We start from the raw sequence: 15,417 nt of genomic DNA, 5'->3' as shown, positions 1-15,417 counted from the left end.
GAATACGTTTCCCTTGATGGAACTGGGTTCCTGCCGGTCAGCGGGGAGACTATGAGTGCTTGGCAACCATAGTTGCGCCAATGGATGCAGGAAATTTGCTCAACCTATGGTTGCGGATGGCGACAAACCTTTGGTTGCCCGTCTACTGTCGGCTTCTTACGCGCATCACGCTCGATGCCTGATGCGGGCACTGATCCTGATCGCCTCGCCGATCGCGCTGCTGCAGGCACAGGCGGCTGAGCGTGTCGGTCCTGCCGGGCACATCGTCGTACAGACAGACGATGTCACGCGCTTCTTCAAGGTGCTGGACGCCAACCATGGGCGCCCAAGCGCCGATGATCTGCAGCACGGCTATCTGGATGCGGGTACGGATGCCCTGCGCAGCTTCACCGACAGCCGTATCGGCTCGATGGAGCGGCTGGCCAGGGCCATCCAGGACAAGCCGGCATTGTTTGCGAAAGCGAGAACCTGCGCGACCGCATTGCCATCGATCCGCACGCGCGTCGCCGCTGCCGTCGATCAGCTCGGCGCCTTGTTGCCGTCTGCGCGCTTTCCTCCGGTCACCGTACTGGTGGGCCGCGGCAACAGTGGTGGCGTTACCACCGAAGCAGGTGTGGTCATTGGACTGGAAGCGCTGTGCAATGCCGACTGGATGCAGGCCGATGCAAGCGACCGCTTCGTGCACCTGATCGCCCATGAGTACGTGCACGTGCAACAGCCCGGCGCGCGCGTTGATGTCGAGCAGCCCAACCTGCTCTATCAGACGCTGCTGGAAGGCGGCGCCGAATACGTGGCCGAACGGATCTCCGGGCAACCGGCCAACGCGCATCTGCAGCGTTGGGCGCAGGGTCGCGAGTGTGCGCTGGAGCGCGCGTTCCTGCAGGACAGCATGGGTACCGATCTTTCGAGGTGGCTGTACAACGGCCCCGGCGACGATACGCGCCGCGGAGATCTCGGCTACTGGATCGGCTACCGCATTGCCCACGCCTATGTTGCGCGCGCGCCCGACACGCCCAACGCCATCGCCGAACTGCTGGATGTCCAGCCTGGAAACGCTGCAGCGCTGCTGGAAGCAAGTGGATGGCAGCCTGCGTGTGGAGCAGGCGAAAGCACACAGACGCACATGCCGTGATGCCGGCTTCATGCAGGTGAATGGGTGATATTGAACAGGCACAAGGCGATACGCCGGTGCAGATCAGCCCGCTTGATCCCGCTTGTTAAGGTTCGTTGATTTACAGGCCTTCACAGCCCATCCACGTACTCAAATTCCAGCTGAAAGCGCTTGGTAGCGCCGGGAACAAACGCCGCTATATTCCAGCTTCCCCAGACGAAGGAGGGAGTGGAATGAAACTGACCTCGCAACACATGAAGATGGCCCGTGCACTCAGCGTGGCGCTCATCGCCACCGTGAGCCTTGGCGCTTGCGCCTCTTACAAGAACGAGTTTGCAACGATCAACTCGCGTCTCGACCAGCTCGATGTAAAGGTGCAGGGCGCCGCCCAGAGTGCCGAGTCCGCCAACCAGTCGGCGCAGCAGGCCAACCAGCGTCTGGACCAGATCGAAGGTCGCGTGCAGCAGCTTGAAAGGGCACCAGCGGGCCGCAAGCCGCGCGGCTGATCCTCCCTCACCGTTTGAACTGATCCATCTCTGTATCGGGAACCAGTGGCCTTCGCCGGCCACTGGCATCCTTCCACCAAGATTGCACTGCAAGGAGCCGTCCCATTCGTACCTCCTCCTCCCCTGCGCGCCGCGCCCTCCATGCCGCACTGGCCATGGCACTGGCCGTTGCGTGCAGCGGCGTAGCCAACGCCAGGGACAAGGACGCACCTGCACCCCCGGTCGCCGCAGTCGATGAACTGCCCGCTGACCAGAGCGTGTCCGAGACGGTGATCGAACTGGCCGGCTGGGTAGTCGCCAGCAAGGACAACCAGGGTTATCCGTTCGCGATCATGGACAAGGCGGCTGCGCAGGTACTGGTCTTCGGTGGAGACGGCAAGCTGCGCGGTGCCGCACCGGCGCTGTTCGGTTCGGCCATCGGCGATCACTCCGCACCCGGCGTTGCCAAGCTCGCGCTGAGTGCGATTCCAGGCCATGACCGCACTACCCCGGCGGGCCGTTTCATTGGTGGCTATGGCCCCTCCGACGATGCCGGTCGCGTGCTGTGGGTGGACTACGATTCCGCCGTGTCGATGCACCCGCTGCCGCCAGGCACTCCGAAAGAGAAGCGCGCCGAACGGCTGGCATCACCTTCGCCGGACGACAACCGCGTTACGCACGGCTGCATCAACGTCACGCCTGCGTTCTACGAGCAGATCGTGCAATCCACGTTCGAAAAGGGCGGCGTGTTCTACATCCTTCCGGACAAGGATTCGATCGCGAAGACGTTCCCGGAGTTCGCGCAGAGCCGGGGCGATGCAAAGGACGAAGACGAGAAAGGCGCGCGGCGCGCGAGCAAGTAACAGACGCTTTGCCTGCGGCCATGGCTGGTTGTGGCCGGGGTGCGGCCAGGCCTGTTGACGTTGCGAGCCTGCGCTGCAGGCAGAGGTTCCCGGGCACGCTCCTGGCAGGCCCCACCTGGACCCCACTCATCGCGGACGTCCCACCCTCGTGGCGCTGCCCATATGGACCGGATGAGGCATCGCGCTCCCACGACGTCAAAGAATCCTTGAGTTCATGAGGATTTTTTGGGCGCTGGACGCCTTTGCAGATAAATCCTTATTTCAATGAGGATTTTCTTGCATCCAGCTCTTTTGCCAAGAAATCCTCAAGACCGAAAGGATTCTAAGGAATCCTGGGCTTTGCGCGAAGAATCCTCACTGCAGTGAGGATTGTATGGTATAGACGATGGGTCGAATCCAGAGCGTCAGGCTCTGCTGGGGGAGTTCCCATTGAAGATCAGGCTTGAGAAGGCTGAGGCCTTGGGACCACTGGTGAGAGCCGCCCGCAAGCATCAGGGACTGCGCCAGGATGCAACCGCCGAAGGCATCGGGGTCAGCGAGAATTTCCTGGCCAAGGTCGAACGCGGCGGTACCACGGTGCAATGGGGCAAGTTGTTCACCGTGCTTGACGAGCTGGGGCTGCATGTCGAAATCGACGTGCCGGACGAAGCGATGGCCCTGCTGGCCAAACGTGCCAACGGGAAGGTGCCATGAGCGCCCCCCGTATCGATCTCAAGGACGTCATTACAACGACCGTCCTGTCTGGACTGCACTATCCGCTTCCACCACGCGAACTGCAGGTCAGCATCGACGAAGCGCCGGTGGGCCGCCTGACCGAAGCAGCAAACCTGTGGCGCTTCACCTATACGCCGGAGTGGCTCGGCAGCGCACATCGGTTTCCACTGGCGCCTGCGTTGCCACTGCAAGACACCGCCATCCTCGATGGCTCCAGCCAACGCCCCGTGCAGTGGTACTTCGACAATCTGCTGCCGGAAGAGCAGCAACGCACGCTGATGGCAACCGATGCCAGGGTGGATGGCGCGGACGCGTTCGCATTGCTGGCCGCCTATGGCGCGGAATCGGCAGGCTCGTTGACGCTGCTGCCTCCAGGCGAGCGCCTGCCACCCGGCGGCAGAAAACCACTACCCGATGCGGAACTCTCCACGCGTATCCAAGGCCTGCCACGCACGTCGCTTGCGGCGGGTGCCGCCAAGCGCATGTCACTGGCAGGTGCCCAGCACAAGCTGGCAATCATCGAGACAGGGGGAGAACTCTACCAACCTCTGGGCGCCGAGCCCTCGACCCACATCCTCAAGCCTGACAGCACCAGCAGCAGTTATCCCCACAGCGTGGCCAACGAGTGGTTCGTGATGCGCCTTGCACAGCGCTTGGGGCTGCAGGTGCCGAAGATCGAGCGCCGCTACGTACCGGAGCCGGTCTTCATCATCGAGCGCTTTGATCGCGAAATCACCGCCGATGCCATCCATCGCCGTCATGCCATCGACGCCTGCCAGCTGCTCAACCTCGACCGGCAGTTCAAGTACACGCTCGGCAGCATCGACACCCTGAAGGTCATCGTCGAGCAATGCAGAAGCAAGCTCAAGACGCGCGTCCGCCTGTTCGACTGGTTGATCTTCAATGTACTCACCGGCAACAACGATGCGCACCTGAAGAACCTGAGCTTCCTGGTCGACAGCAGGGGCATCGAACTGGCCCCCCACTACGACCTGCTGTCCACCGCATGTTACGAGACCCGCGCGTATGCCGACGAGGGCGCACGTTGGCCAGAACGCTCGGAACTGTCGTGGCCCATTCTCGGTGTCGCGCGCTTCCACGACCTTCGTTTCGAGCATCTGGTTTCTGCCGGTGAAGCCCTGGGCCTGGGAAGACCAGCCGCCACCCGGCAGCTGCGCCATCAGATCGACCGCATCGCAGGCGAAGCCCAGGCGCTTTACGCGGAGGTGCTGCAGGAAAACCAGCAATGGTTGACCCGTTTCGACATCGGCCCAACCCTGGAAGGCGAGGTGCATTTCCTGAGAACGCTGGTCCACGTGATCATCGCCGACATGGTGAGGCAGCTTTCACCCGCATGATGCGGCCGCCGGAACATCATCCGGCGTCACCACCGATTACTCGCAGGACTCGCCTTCTTCCTTCAGCATCGCTTTGTCCACCGGCTGCTCGCGCTCGATCAGCGCGCGCTGCTCGTCGCTGGGTTCACCCAGCCACCAGATTCTGCAGCGCGCGGTAAGACGGCCGACCATCTTCGACTGATCGGGCGAGTACAGCATCGCCAGCGCGGTGCCGGGGCAGTCGTGGGCCTGGCAGGCGGTGTAGAACCACCATGGCTCGCCCTGCAGCACCACCAGCTCGCCGGGCCCGCTGGGCCCGCTCAACAGGCGTTCGCGCAGCGACGGAATCTCCTTGTCAGCAGATTCGGCCGCGGCTGTGTTCTTCATCAGGGCGTTGAACGCGGCCAGCACCTTCGGGTCCTTGCGGCCGCAGTCGTCCACGGTGTTGCCGCCCACCAGGGTGAAGAAGTGGGTCGCCAGCGGGTTGTCCGCACAGGTGAGTTCTCCGCCGGCGCTCGGGTCTTCCGGTTCGCCTTCGTTGTCCCACACCGAAGGGTCTACGCCGTCTTCGATGGACGGTTCCTTCTCGACCACCGTTGCCGTGGCGGCCGGTGCTTCGGTGGCCGGTGCCGGTGCGGCTGGTGCTGCATCGGGTGCCGGTGCCTGCCCGCAGGCGGCCAGCAGTGCGACCGTCAGTACCATCCCTGTGATTCGAATCTTCATTCCGTGTCCTTGTCTGATCTGCGGTGCATGCAGCTGCGCGGGCGCCTCCGTGATTCTAACCAGCGCCGCGCTAGGATGCGTTCGTCGACTTCCTGTCATCCCAAGGGCCTGGACGCATGCGCCGCACACGACTCGCCGTGATTTTCTGCAGTGCCCTGCTGCTGGCAATTCCGGCAATCGCCCACGATGCCGAAAGCACGAAGGCGGCACAGCCGCTTCCCGATGCGGCCCTGCCCGCGACACTGGATCGCGTACTGCGCGACTACGAGCAGGCCTGGCGCACGGGCGATGCCAGGGCACTGGCTGCGCTGTTCGCCGAGGATGGTTTTGTGCTGCAGAGCAACCAGCTACCGGTGCGTGGGCGCAGCGCGATCGAAGTCGCGTATGCCGGCCAGGGCGGCAGCCCGTTGCGGCTGTGCGCGCTGGCGTACTCGGTGGAGGGCAGCACGGGCTACATCATTGGTGCCTACCGCTACGGCAACAACGTGGGGGACACCGGCAAGTTCACGCTGACGCTGAAGCGCGTGGGCGACGGGCCGTGGTTGATCTTCTCGGACATGGACAACGGCAACGCACCGCCGCGGGCGCGGTGATGGATTCCGCCGGGCATGGCCCGGCGCTACCGGGCGCCAATCAAGGTTGGCTGCTACCAGAAGCGGATTCCGGAGTAGATCCACGCCATGCGTGGATGGGGCGCACACATAAAAAAACCCCGGCACGTAGCCGGGGTTTTTCGATTCACTTGAACAGCGTATCCGGATACTCCGGTTTCTGTTCCCGCGCCAGCAGCGCGCGCAGGCCTTCCTCAGGCGTCTGCTCGCCGTGCAGCACGGCACGCACGCGGTCCGAGATCGGCAGGTCGATGCCATGACGGCGTGCCTGTCGCATCACTTCGTCGGCGGTCTGCACCGACTCGACCACCTGGCCGATTTCGCGCACGGCATCCTGCAGCGTCTGGCCACGGCCCAGGGCCAGGCCCAGGCGGCGGTTGCGCGACAGGTCGCCGGTGCAGGTCAGCACCAGATCGCCCAGGCCCGCCAGGCCCATCAGCGTTTCCGGCTTGGCGCCGATCGCCGCGGCCAGGCGCAGCATCTCGTTGAGGCCACGGGTGATCAGGCCGGCACGGGCGTTGAGGCCCAGCTGCATGCCGTCGGCCACACCAGTAGCCACGGCCAGCACGTTCTTCATCGCGCCGCCCAGCTCGGCACCGACCATGTCGTCGCCGGTGTAGGCGCGGAACGCCGGGCCATGCATTGCCTCGGCCACCGTCTGCGCGAACTCGGGCACGTCGCCGTGCACGGTGATCGCGGTCGGCAGGCCCTGGGTCACTTCCTTGGCGAACGACGGACCGGTGACGACGGCCAGCGGCACGTCCTCACCCAGCACTTCGCGCGCCACTTCATGCAGGAAGCGGCCCGAACCAGGTTCGAAGCCCTTGGTGGCCCAGGCCACGCCGGCACCGGCCGGACGCAGCGGCGCCAGCGCACGCACGGTTTCACCGAAGGCATGCGACGGGGTGACCACCAGGATCCAGGCGGCGCCCTCCACTGCCGACGCCAGGTCGGTGGTGGCACGCAGGCTGTCCGGCAGCGGGATGCCCGGCAGGTAGCGCGGGTTCTCGTGGCGCTGGTCGATGGCCTCGACCACGGCAGCGTCGCGCCCCCACAGCACGGTCGGGTGACCGTGCCGTGCGAGCAGGCTGGCCAGCGCGGTTCCCCAGGAACCGGCGCCAAGCACGGCGATCTTGTCAGCGGTAGTGCTCATCCGTGACATCGCGGCAGGAATCAGGCGTTGCCAGCCGGCTCGGAGTCAGCCAGCGACGGTGCGTCGCCCTGCTCCTGGCGCTGGCGCAGGGTTTCTGCGTACAGGCCTTCGAAGTTGATCGGCTGCAGGAAGAACGGCGGGAAGCCGCCGGCCTGGATCAGGTCGCTGATCAGCTGACGCACGTACGGGAACAGGATGTTCGGGCACTGGGTGCCGAGCAGCACGTCGATCGACTGCGGGTCCAGGCCGACCAGGCCGAACACGCCGGCCTGCTTCACTTCGGCCACGTAGGCGGTGCGCTCACCGGCCTGGCAGGTCAGGGTCACGGCCAGCACCACTTCGAAGGCGTTCTCGCCCAGGCGCTGCACCTGCTGGTTCAGGTTGAGCTGCAGTTCCGGCTGCACCTGGTCATTGAAGATGGTCGGAGCGTTCGGCGACTCGAAGGAGACGTCCTTGACGTAGATCTTCTCGACGGTGAAAGCAGGGCCGGTAGCGGCATCGACCGGCGCAGCGGCGCCGTTGGTGATCTCTTCGGACATTTCCAGTAACTCCAGGTGAATGCAATGAAAACGATGGTCGAACTACTGCGATGGGGGCGGGATCAGGCCCATACAAGGCCGGATCCGCCACCTGCGGCAATCAGTTGCGGCCCTTGACCAGCGGCAGCTCGGCCTGCTGCCAGGCGGGAATGCCGCCGTCGAGCACGTAGACCTTTTCGAAGCCGGCCTTCTTCAGCGCCTTGGCGGCGGTTTCCGAGGCGTTGCCGCTGCGGCACACCAGCACCACCGGCGACTGCTTGGCGTTGGCCACCAGCTTGTTGTCCGGGCCGAAGGCACTGGCCTGGGCATTGCGGCTGCCGGCAATATGGCCCTTCTCGAAGTCACCGCTGGCCGACAGGTCGACCACCACCGTGCCACCCGCGTTGATCAGCTGGGTCAGTTCGACGGGCTTGATGCCCTTGAAGCCCCGGAACAGGCGGCGGATCTCGGTGACGATGATGGCCACGGTCAGGCCGACCAGGGCCGCGGACAGCATCGGGTTTCGGCCTGCAAAGGCCAGCAACTCTTCGTAATTCACTCAGGTCACGGGTCGATTAAGCGGGCGCCGATTGTCGCACAAGCCGGACGCGGCCCGTCACTGCCCCTTCCACAGGTCCGGCAGGCCGGCGGTCTGCCACCAGCGCTTGGCCTCCGGATCCCAGCGCCAGCGCTCGACCACCACCACGGTGCGTTCGGCCTGGGTGTTCTGGTTGATCACCCCGATTTCGACCCGGCGCTCGACCAGGCCGCCTTCCAGCGCGGCGCTGCTGCGCTCGCGGTAGGACGACACGCGCAGCTGCGCGTAGCGGTTGAGCTCGAACTCGGTGGGCGGCTTTTCCTTGCGCAGCTTGGGGTCCAGATAGCCGATGGCATCGTCCATGCTGCCCCAGCGGATGGTGGCGCCGTAGGCGATCTGGGTCTCTTCCAGCAGCTTGCGCTGCTTGCGGCTCAGGTCGTCGGCCGAAGCCACGGCGCTGGCCAGCAGCAGGGAACACATCAGGAACTGGATGAGGCGGCGCATCGGTGGTTTCCCCAGAACGTCAGCCTGCCATCCTACCCTTTGGCGAAGGCAACGAAGCGACCGCTGAACTCGGCGGCGGGCTTGCCATCGGCACCGGGCTGGGTGGCGATGATGCTGATGCGGGCCTTGCGGCGCTGGCGGAAGGTGTTCAGGAAGGCATCCCAGCCAGTGGCCTCGGCCGCTTCGGCATGGGCGTGCAGGTCTTCGTAGACCGGTGCCAGGTAGCGCAGGTTGCTGTCGGCCACGTAGACCTCGGCATCGTGGCCGGCCAGGCGCAGGCGCAGGCTGACCAGCGCCCAGCCGGACAGGGTCAGCACCGAGGCCAGGCTGCCACCGAAGGCGTTGCCCTTGTCGTTGACGTTGGCGGCCAGCGGCGCGGTGATGCGCAGCACGCCATCGGCATAGCCGTCGAGCTGGATCTGCATGGCGCGGACCGCCGGCATGCAGTCAAGCACGTCCTGCAGGGCGGCCAGCGAGGAAGTCAGAGCATCAACGGACATCGGAGCAGGGACCACGACAACGAAGGGCCCGCATAATGCAGGCAATGGCCGACCATACGATACCCACTGGCGCCGCCGGTTCCGAGCCGGGCTGGACCTTCATTTCGCTGCGACCGCAGGGCCAGAATTCCGCGCTGCGCCGCGCCGTTGCTGGGCTGGGCGGGCATGTGCTGGCCCTGCCACCCTGGCGCCTGCAGCGCCTGAACGGCACGCCAGTGGTGCACCAGCTGCAACGCGCGCTGAACTGCGATCGGGTGGTGTTCACCAGCCCGGCCGCCGTTACCGCAGCCGCCACCCTGTTGCCACTGGCCGAGGCACAACGCAGCCCGTGGCTGACCGTGGGCGAAGGCACCGCGCGCGCGCTGCGGGCGCAGGGTGTCGCCGAGGTGCATGCGCCGCAGCGGATGGACAGCGAGGGCCTGCTGGCGCTGCCGGTACTGGCGGACGTACGCGGCCTGCGCATCGGGCTGGTGACCGCCCCCGGCGGGCGCGGCCTGATTGCTGCGCAACTGCAGGCGGCCGGCGGCAGCATCGAGCGCGCCGATGTCTATCAGCGTCGCCTGCTGCGCCTGTCGCCACGCACGCTGGCTCGATTGGCGCATTCAGCGTATCCGTGGGTGCTGGCGGTCAGCAGTGGTGAGGCGTTGCTGCATTTCTGGCAGCAGCTTCCGCCGGCATTGCAGCAACGCTGTCAGGCACATGCCACCGCCGTCGTGGCCAGCGAACGGCTGGGCGAACAGGCGCACGCATTGGGGCTGCAGCGCGTGGTGCGCGCGGCCGGGCCCACCACCGCGCAGCTGGTGGCGGCTGCACACGCCACGCTCACCGTCCCGGCAGCGAACTGAACAGGGACGTGGGTCACGCTTGCCGCTGTGGTCGGCAACAGTGATGCTGTGCACAACGCGGCCTGCCGGAACCTGACCGGCGACGGTGCCGACAAGGAAGCCCCATGAACGAGACTCCGCCCGTTTCCCCGCCCCGTCGACCCGTGCGCTGGCTGCTGCCGCTGGCCGGGGTGGTCGTGCTTGGCGTGGGCGGCTATGCCGGCTGGTACGTCTGGCAGCAGCAACAGCACGAACAGGAAGCCCAGGCGCAGACCACGGCCGTACAACTGCAGGGCCTGCAGGCGACGCTGGATGCATTGCGCCGCGACCAGCGCGCAACCAGCCAGCGCCTGCAGGATGCGGCGACCACCAACCGCGTGCTGCGCGACGAGATGCTGGGCCTTTCCCAGCGCAGTGCGCTGCTGGAAGAGAACCTGGCCAAGCTGGCCGACAGCGCCAACCAGGGCCGTCAGGCGGTACAGCGCGATGAGGCCGAACTGCTGCTGACCCAGGCGGCGCAACGCCTGAACTACGCCGACGACGTGGAAGGCGCACGCCGCCTGTATGCACAGGCCGCCACCGCGCTGGCCGATCTGCCCGACAGCGACGGCCTGAACCTGCGCCAGGCACTGGTACAGGAACGCGATGCACTGGATGCGCTGGGCACCGGCCCGCGCGTGCAATCGCTGCAACGCCTGGATGCCCTGGCCAAGGCCCTGCAGGGCCTGCCCTCGCAGGTGACGGGTGGCACCGCGCCCGGCGCCGGCAAGCCCTGGTGGCAGGCCACGCTGGCACCGTTCGTGGATATCACCCCTAGCCGCCAGAATGGCCCGCTGACCGCCGCCGAACGCCGCAATGCCGACGATGCGCTGCAGCTGGAACTGACCCTGGCGCGTGCCGCAATCGAACGTGGCGACCGCACCGGTCGCGATACCGCGTTGGCGCGCGTGGAACACTGGGCACAGCGGCGTTGGCCGGATTCACCGGCCCTGCGCGCGCAACGTGCTGAACTGAAGGCCTTGCGCGAGCTTCCGCTGCAGGCCAGCAACAGCGTTCTTGGCAGCACCCTGCAGCAACTGCGCACCCAGACCGACCGGAGGTAATCCCCCATGAAACCCCTGCAATCCCTGGTCGTGCTGTTGCTGGCCGTGGCCATCGGCGTGGTGGCCGCGCAATGGCTCGGCGCCGATGACCTCAACCGCTTCGGCGAAGTGACCCTGCGCTACGGCGGCTACGACTACCACAGCAACCTGCCCAAGGTGGCACTGCTGTCGGTGATCGCGGTGCTGGTGCTGTGGCTGCTGTGGAGCCTGATCGCAGCACCGTTCCGCGCCTGGGGCCGCTACCGCCGCAAGCAGGGCCGGGTGCGCCTGATCGACGGCCTGCAGGCCTATGAGCACGGTCAGTGGCAGCGTGCCGAAAAGCTGCTGGACGGTGCCGCCAAGGATCCGGAAGTGAGCGCGGTGGCGCTGGCCAACGCCGTGCGCAGTGCGCAGGCACGTGCCGACGGCCCCGCCGGTGAAGCCCTGCTGCAGCGCCTGGGCGAGAGCGATGCCACCCTGCAGGCGCTTCTGCGCGCCGAACAGCTGCTGGCGCGCGATCTGCCGGTGGATGCGATCAACGCGTTGGATGTGGCGACGATCCAGCCGCTGCCGCCGCGCGGCCTGTGGCTGCGTACCGAAGCGCTGGCACAGGCCGGCCGCGCCCACGAGGCGTATGGCCAGCTGGGTGCACTGCGCCAGAGCAAGGTGCTGCCGGCCGACGCCAACAGCGAACTGGAAGCACGCCTGGCCGCACAGGCGCTGCTGGAAGCAGCCGACGTCAATGCGCTGGCCGCGCAGTGGGAAGCCACGCCGAAGGCGCTGCGGCCAACCCCGGACGTGGTGGGTGCGTATGCCAGCCGTGCGGTTGCATTGAACTGGGACGAACCGGCGCTGCTGGCGTTGGAACAGGCACTGGACCAGCGTTGGGATGACGAACTGGTGGCGCTGTATGGCCGCCTGCCGGCCGAGCGCCTGGCCACGCGTCAGGCCAACCTCGCGCGCTGGCGCAACGTGCACGACAGCTCGGCTGCGCTGCGCCTGGCACAGGGCCGCGTGGCCCTGGCCCAGCAGCAGTGGGATGCCGCCGATGCGTTCCTGCACGAGGCCATCGCCGCGGGCGCCGGTGCCCCGGCGTGGGAGGCACTGGGTGAGCTGTTCGCACAGCGTGGCGAGCACGCGCTGGCCGCGCAGTGCCTGGCCAATGCGCTGCGACTGCAGCGTGGCGAGGACAGCGTGGAACTGGTGCGCGGCACCGAAGCGCCGCTGCGTGCCACGGTGGAGGAGCAGCCGGTTACGGTGCAGCCGCCGGTGTATGACGCCAACGAAGAGCGCGACGAATTCGGCAATCCACGGTTGCCGTGAAGCGTGCCGACCCACGGTCGGCACCCACTTGAGCAAGAAAAAACGCCGCCCGATGGGCGGCGTTTTCATCTATGGAACCCGGTAGTCGCCAACCTTGGTTGGCGCGCGGTCGCAACGATCAGCGCTCGACGATCGCCACTACGCCCATGCCGCCGGCGGTGCAGATCGACACCAGCGCGCGGCCACCGCCGCGTTCGGCCAGCTGCTTGGCTGCGGTGGCGATGACGCGTGCGCCAGTCGCCGCGAACGGGTGGCCAGTGGCCAGCGACGAGCCCAGCAAGTTGATCTTGTCCGGGTCGATGCGACCCAGCGGTGCATCCAGGCCCAGGCGATTGCGGCAGTAATCCTCGCTCTCCCACGCACGCAGGGTGCACAGCACCTGCGCGGCAAAAGCTTCGTGGATCTCGTAGATGTCGAAGTCCTGCAGGGTCAGGCCGTTGCGCTTGAGCATCTCCGGCACGGCCACGGTCGGCGCCATCAGCAGGCCTTCGCCATGCACGAAGTCCACCGCCGAGACGTGCGCGTCACGCAGATAGGCCTGCGGCTCATGGCCGTGGGCACGCGCCCACTCTTCGCTGGCCAGCAGCACGGCGGCGGCGCCGTCGGTCAGCGGCGTGGAGTTGGCGGCGGTGAGCGTGCCGCGGCCGGAAACCTTGTCGAACGCCGGCTTCAGCGTGGCCAGCTTCTCCAGCGAAGTATCCGGGCGCAGGATGTTGTCACGCTCGACACCACGGAACGGTGCGATCAGGTCGTTGAAGAAACCGCGCTCATAGGCGGCAGCCAGCTTCTTGTGCGACGACACCGCCCACTCGTCCTGCGAGTCACGCGAGATGTTCCATTCCTTGGCCATGTCCTCGCAGTGGTCGCCCATGCTCTTGCCGGTGCGCGGCTCGGCCACGCCCGGGAACTCGGGCTTGAGCTCGGAGAACTTGAAGCCAGCGGTCAGCGCGCGGATCTTGTCGCCAGTGCTCTTGGCACGGTTGGCGGCCAGCAGGCGCGCGCGCAGCTTCTTGCCGTAGACGATCGGCACGTCGGAGGTGGTATCCGAACCGCCACCGATACCCGATTCGATCTGGCCCAGCGCGATCTTGTTGGCAACCGTGATGATGCTGTCCAGCGAAGTGCCGCAGGCGCGCTGCAGGGTGATGCCCGGGGTCAAGGGCGACAGGCCGGAGGACAGCGTGGCTTCGCGGCCCAGGTTCCAGTCGCTGGAGTGCTTGATCACCGCACCCATCGCCACTTCACCCAGCTGCTGGCCATGCAGGCCGAAACGTTCAACCAGCGCGCCCAGCGTACGGACCGACATGCCGAGGTTGCCGACATCCGAATACGCGGTGTTCTGGCGGCAGAACGGAATGCGGACGCCACCGAGGATGGCGACGGGACGAGCGTTGGGCATGGAGATACCTGGCATGGATGAGGGTGTCTGCAACATGGCCTGCACGACGGAGCAGGCATAATGGAGCCAAGTGTAGCTGCCGCCCTGTGATGGGCCAACCGTGGAACCATGAGCAAACCCGACCCCGCGATGAATGCCCTTGGCGTGCTGGCCCTGGAACTGGCCGGCGGCGAAATCCCCCGCCAGGCGGTGCTCAGCGCCGAACAGGCCGGTGAACTGGCCGATCGCGTCGGCCGCGACCTGTCCAAGCTGGTGCCGCAGGTGGCCGAGCTGGACCTGGTGTTCGCCGCCGCCCATTTCGACCCGGCCGAAGTACTGCGTCCGGGCTGGCCGATCCATCGCCGCCTGGAAGAACTGCAGATGCGTGCGCCGGGCCGTAACCAGGGCCCGCGCCTGCTGGCCTTCGGTACCGACGCCACTGGTGATGTGCCGCTGCCGTTCCAGGCCGATGCCAGCCTGGTGGGCGGTGGCCTGCGCGTGGTGCCGTTCCTGCTGACCGGCAGCGACGTGGCGACGACCAATGCAGTGGCCGAGGCGCTGGAAGACACGCTGCTGGCCAACGGCATGGCGCATGCCGACACCGCGTTGATGGCGCAGAACACCTTCGGTGCCCGCATCGAGCATGCGCGCTATTTCACCGTGAATGATCTGGCCGCGATGATGTCGATGCAGTACGACAACCAGGGCCTGGCCGCGCTGTGGCCGCTGATCGAGACCGCGATCATGGCGCCGGGCGAGGACGAGTGGCTCAATGCCGCGCCGGAGCCGCTGCTGCGCTATACCCATGGCGAGGCACGCATGGCGCTGTTCGATCCGGCCGGCTGGTGCGCGCACTACAACCACGGCAAGAACGACTGCGACCGCCTGAAGGGCATCTACGAGCAGTTCCTGATGCGCCAGCGGCAGATGGCCGCGGTGCTGGAAGCGCACGGCGTGCCGGTGCTGTTCGTGCACTGCGAGGCCGGTCAGGACGCGCGCGAGTTGCTGGCGCGCTGATGCGGGTGTTGGTAGTGCCGGCCGCTGGCCGGCGACCTCCGGATCTGCGATTGCCGGCCAGCGGCCGGCACTACCGATAAAGAAAAAACGCCGGCTTGCGCCGGCGTTTTCTGATGGCTTACTGCGCCTTCTGGATCACTGCGCAGGCCAGGCGCGCACCGGCGTTGCCGGTCGGCTGGGTCTTGTAGTCATCCGCATCGGCATGGACGATCAGGCCGCGGCCGATGATGTCGAAGTCATCGCCCTTGCCGATGTTGACGTTGCTCGACACCGGGCCGTCGATGGTGGCCACGCCCTTGTCGTCGGCCTTGATGTTGGGCATGTCGCCACCGTGGTGCGGATCGGCGGACACGCTGCCGTGATCCTGCTTGCCCGGGTTGAAGTGGCCACCGGCGCTCATGCCGTCCGGCGCGCTGCAGTCGCCCTTCTCGTGGATGTGGAAGCCGTGCTCGCTGCCCGGCTTCAGGCCGCTGATCTGGCCGGTCACGTGGACCTTGCCGTCAACCACCTTGAAGGTGACGCTGCCCTTGGTCTCATTGCCCTGGGTCGGCGCCAGCTCGGCCGTGGCCGAGGCATCGGCAGCCGGTGCAGGTGCTGCGGCCGGTTCGGCGGTGGCGCCGTCGGCCGGAGCGGCCGGCGCGGTTTCAGCCTGCGGCGCGGCCGGCTGCTGGTTGCAGGCCGCCAGGCCCAGTGCAGCAATGGCTGCGAACAGCGAAGTGTGGATCAAACGCATGGA

At 66.5% G+C, this 15,417-nt stretch carries 18 protein-coding genes; 10 read left to right on the top strand and 8 right to left on the bottom strand.

The window, feature by feature from the left end:
• The first annotated feature begins 181 nt into the window (after positions 1 to 181).
• The 5 genes from ACSYAO_RS00685 (at position 182) to ACSYAO_RS00665 (ending at position 4,531) form a co-directional block, all read left to right on the top strand.
• Complete coding sequence (locus ACSYAO_RS00685; RefSeq protein WP_049462216.1) at positions 182 to 1,132, top strand: DUF2268 domain-containing putative Zn-dependent protease; 951 nt, start codon at positions 182 to 184, stop codon at positions 1,130 to 1,132.
• 212 nt (positions 1,133 to 1,344) lie between these two features.
• Complete coding sequence (locus ACSYAO_RS00680; RefSeq protein WP_012509703.1) at positions 1,345 to 1,617, top strand: hypothetical protein; 273 nt, start codon at positions 1,345 to 1,347, stop codon at positions 1,615 to 1,617.
• Between the two features lie 155 nt (positions 1,618 to 1,772).
• Positions 1,773 to 2,459, top strand: coding sequence for a L,D-transpeptidase (locus tag ACSYAO_RS00675; RefSeq protein WP_032130168.1), 687 nt, complete (start codon positions 1,773 to 1,775; stop codon positions 2,457 to 2,459).
• A gap of 471 nt (positions 2,460 to 2,930) precedes the next feature.
• Positions 2,931 to 3,152, top strand: a complete 222-nt coding sequence (locus ACSYAO_RS00670) for a helix-turn-helix domain-containing protein (RefSeq protein ID WP_200881082.1) — start codon at positions 2,931 to 2,933, stop codon at positions 3,150 to 3,152.
• Positions 3,149 to 4,531 carry a HipA domain-containing protein gene (locus ACSYAO_RS00665; RefSeq protein WP_080356542.1) on the top strand — a complete coding sequence of 461 codons (1,383 nt, stop codon included), beginning with the start codon at positions 3,149 to 3,151 and terminating at the stop codon, positions 4,529 to 4,531. The genes ACSYAO_RS00670 and ACSYAO_RS00665 overlap by 4 nt, the downstream gene beginning before the upstream one ends.
• Positions 4,532 to 4,567: 36 nt before the next feature.
• Here ACSYAO_RS00665 and ACSYAO_RS00660 read toward each other — a convergent pair whose 3' ends face one another.
• Positions 4,568 to 5,233: an Ivy family c-type lysozyme inhibitor gene (locus tag ACSYAO_RS00660; RefSeq protein WP_049462217.1), complete on the bottom strand. Its 666-nt coding sequence runs from the start codon at positions 5,231 to 5,233 to the stop codon at positions 4,568 to 4,570.
• Positions 5,234 to 5,349: 116 nt separating this feature from the next.
• On the opposite strand from ACSYAO_RS00660, the gene ACSYAO_RS00655 reads away from it, so the two are divergent.
• Complete coding sequence (locus tag ACSYAO_RS00655; RefSeq protein ID WP_440566369.1) at positions 5,350 to 5,826, top strand: YybH family protein; 477 nt, start codon at positions 5,350 to 5,352, stop codon at positions 5,824 to 5,826.
• A gap of 145 nt (positions 5,827 to 5,971) precedes the next feature.
• Here ACSYAO_RS00655 and ACSYAO_RS00650 read toward each other — a convergent pair whose 3' ends face one another.
• The 5 genes from ACSYAO_RS00650 to ACSYAO_RS00630 all read right to left on the bottom strand — a co-directional run bounded on the left by ACSYAO_RS00650 (position 5,972) and on the right by ACSYAO_RS00630 (position 9,057).
• Entirely contained in the window at positions 5,972 to 6,997 is a 1,026-nt protein-coding gene (locus ACSYAO_RS00650; RefSeq protein ID WP_005407597.1) for an NAD(P)H-dependent glycerol-3-phosphate dehydrogenase, read from the bottom strand.
• 20 nt (positions 6,998 to 7,017) lie between these two features.
• Positions 7,018 to 7,536, bottom strand: a complete 519-nt coding sequence (secB, locus tag ACSYAO_RS00645; protein ID WP_005407596.1) for a protein-export chaperone SecB — start codon at positions 7,534 to 7,536, stop codon at positions 7,018 to 7,020.
• 100 nt (positions 7,537 to 7,636) lie between these two features.
• Positions 7,637 to 8,074, bottom strand: a complete 438-nt coding sequence (locus tag ACSYAO_RS00640) for a rhodanese-like domain-containing protein (protein WP_049462219.1) — start codon at positions 8,072 to 8,074, stop codon at positions 7,637 to 7,639.
• A gap of 57 nt (positions 8,075 to 8,131) precedes the next feature.
• Entirely contained in the window at positions 8,132 to 8,557 is a 426-nt protein-coding gene (locus tag ACSYAO_RS00635; RefSeq protein WP_049462220.1) for a hypothetical protein, read from the bottom strand.
• A 32-nt stretch (positions 8,558 to 8,589) separates the two neighbouring features.
• Positions 8,590 to 9,057 carry a YiiD C-terminal domain-containing protein gene (locus tag ACSYAO_RS00630; protein WP_005407593.1) on the bottom strand — a complete coding sequence of 156 codons (468 nt, stop codon included), beginning with the start codon at positions 9,055 to 9,057 and terminating at the stop codon, positions 8,590 to 8,592.
• 35 nt (positions 9,058 to 9,092) lie between these two features.
• Here ACSYAO_RS00630 and ACSYAO_RS00625 point away from each other — a divergent pair, with 35 nt between their 5' ends.
• The 3 genes from ACSYAO_RS00625 to ACSYAO_RS00615 all read left to right on the top strand — a co-directional run bounded on the left by ACSYAO_RS00625 (position 9,093) and on the right by ACSYAO_RS00615 (position 12,286).
• Complete coding sequence (locus tag ACSYAO_RS00625) at positions 9,093 to 9,902, top strand: uroporphyrinogen-III synthase (RefSeq protein WP_049462221.1); 810 nt, start codon at positions 9,093 to 9,095, stop codon at positions 9,900 to 9,902.
• Positions 9,903 to 10,006: 104 nt separating this feature from the next.
• Positions 10,007 to 10,984 (top strand): uroporphyrinogen-III C-methyltransferase, encoded by a 978-nt coding sequence (locus ACSYAO_RS00620; RefSeq protein ID WP_049462222.1) that lies wholly within the window; start codon positions 10,007 to 10,009, stop codon positions 10,982 to 10,984.
• Between the two features lie 6 nt (positions 10,985 to 10,990).
• Complete coding sequence (locus ACSYAO_RS00615; RefSeq protein WP_032130162.1) at positions 10,991 to 12,286, top strand: heme biosynthesis HemY N-terminal domain-containing protein; 1,296 nt, start codon at positions 10,991 to 10,993, stop codon at positions 12,284 to 12,286.
• A 118-nt stretch (positions 12,287 to 12,404) separates the two neighbouring features.
• Here the strand turns inward: ACSYAO_RS00615 and ACSYAO_RS00610 are convergent, their stop codons facing one another.
• A complete protein-coding gene (locus ACSYAO_RS00610; RefSeq protein WP_099551602.1) occupies positions 12,405 to 13,700 on the bottom strand; it encodes an acetyl-CoA C-acetyltransferase in 1,296 nt (431 codons plus the stop codon).
• Between the two features lie 93 nt (positions 13,701 to 13,793).
• Here ACSYAO_RS00610 and ACSYAO_RS00605 point away from each other — a divergent pair, with 93 nt between their 5' ends.
• Positions 13,794 to 14,681: a hypothetical protein gene (locus ACSYAO_RS00605; protein WP_032130160.1), complete on the top strand. Its 888-nt coding sequence runs from the start codon at positions 13,794 to 13,796 to the stop codon at positions 14,679 to 14,681.
• Positions 14,682 to 14,799: 118 nt separating this feature from the next.
• On the opposite strand, the gene ACSYAO_RS00600 is transcribed toward ACSYAO_RS00605, so the two are convergent.
• A complete protein-coding gene (locus tag ACSYAO_RS00600) occupies positions 14,800 to 15,414 on the bottom strand; it encodes a superoxide dismutase family protein (protein ID WP_049462224.1) in 615 nt (204 codons plus the stop codon).
• Positions 15,415 to 15,417: the final 3 nt, after the last annotated feature.

It is taken from the genome of Stenotrophomonas sp. STK16_22, from assembly GCF_051984505.1.
GTDB classification, from domain to species: domain Bacteria; phylum Pseudomonadota; class Gammaproteobacteria; order Xanthomonadales; family Xanthomonadaceae; genus Stenotrophomonas; species Stenotrophomonas maltophilia_A.
The sequence above is the reverse complement of the archived record's forward strand: the minus strand, read 5'-3'. Positions and strand labels throughout refer to the sequence as shown.

Excerpts from the sequence above, each read along its gene's own strand:
- ACSYAO_RS00685 (WP_049462216.1), top strand. The coding sequence starts at position 182 with ATGCGGGCACTGATCCTGATCGCCTCGCCGATCGCGCTGCTGCAGGCA.
- ACSYAO_RS00680 (WP_012509703.1), top strand. The coding sequence starts at position 1,345 with ATGAAACTGACCTCGCAACACATGAAGATGGCCCGTGCACTCAGCGTG.
- ACSYAO_RS00675 (WP_032130168.1), top strand. The coding sequence starts at position 1,773 with ATGGCACTGGCCGTTGCGTGCAGCGGCGTAGCCAACGCCAGGGACAAG.
- ACSYAO_RS00665 (WP_080356542.1), top strand. The coding sequence starts at position 3,149 with ATGAGCGCCCCCCGTATCGATCTCAAGGACGTCATTACAACGACCGTC.
- ACSYAO_RS00660 (WP_049462217.1), bottom strand. The coding sequence starts at position 5,233 with ATGAAGATTCGAATCACAGGGATGGTACTGACGGTCGCACTGCTGGCC.
- ACSYAO_RS00655 (WP_440566369.1), top strand. The coding sequence starts at position 5,350 with ATGCGCCGCACACGACTCGCCGTGATTTTCTGCAGTGCCCTGCTGCTG.
- ACSYAO_RS00650 (WP_005407597.1), bottom strand. The coding sequence starts at position 6,997 with ATGAGCACTACCGCTGACAAGATCGCCGTGCTTGGCGCCGGTTCCTGG.
- secB (WP_005407596.1), bottom strand. The coding sequence starts at position 7,536 with ATGTCCGAAGAGATCACCAACGGCGCCGCTGCGCCGGTCGATGCCGCT.
- ACSYAO_RS00635 (WP_049462220.1), bottom strand. The coding sequence starts at position 8,557 with ATGCGCCGCCTCATCCAGTTCCTGATGTGTTCCCTGCTGCTGGCCAGC.
- ACSYAO_RS00630 (WP_005407593.1), bottom strand. The coding sequence starts at position 9,057 with ATGTCCGTTGATGCTCTGACTTCCTCGCTGGCCGCCCTGCAGGACGTG.
- ACSYAO_RS00625 (WP_049462221.1), top strand. The coding sequence starts at position 9,093 with ATGCAGGCAATGGCCGACCATACGATACCCACTGGCGCCGCCGGTTCC.
- ACSYAO_RS00620 (WP_049462222.1), top strand. The coding sequence starts at position 10,007 with ATGAACGAGACTCCGCCCGTTTCCCCGCCCCGTCGACCCGTGCGCTGG.
- ACSYAO_RS00615 (WP_032130162.1), top strand. The coding sequence starts at position 10,991 with ATGAAACCCCTGCAATCCCTGGTCGTGCTGTTGCTGGCCGTGGCCATC.
- ACSYAO_RS00610 (WP_099551602.1), bottom strand. The coding sequence starts at position 13,700 with ATGCCAGGTATCTCCATGCCCAACGCTCGTCCCGTCGCCATCCTCGGT.
- ACSYAO_RS00605 (WP_032130160.1), top strand. The coding sequence starts at position 13,794 with ATGAGCAAACCCGACCCCGCGATGAATGCCCTTGGCGTGCTGGCCCTG.
- ACSYAO_RS00600 (WP_049462224.1), bottom strand. The coding sequence starts at position 15,414 with ATGCGTTTGATCCACACTTCGCTGTTCGCAGCCATTGCTGCACTGGGC.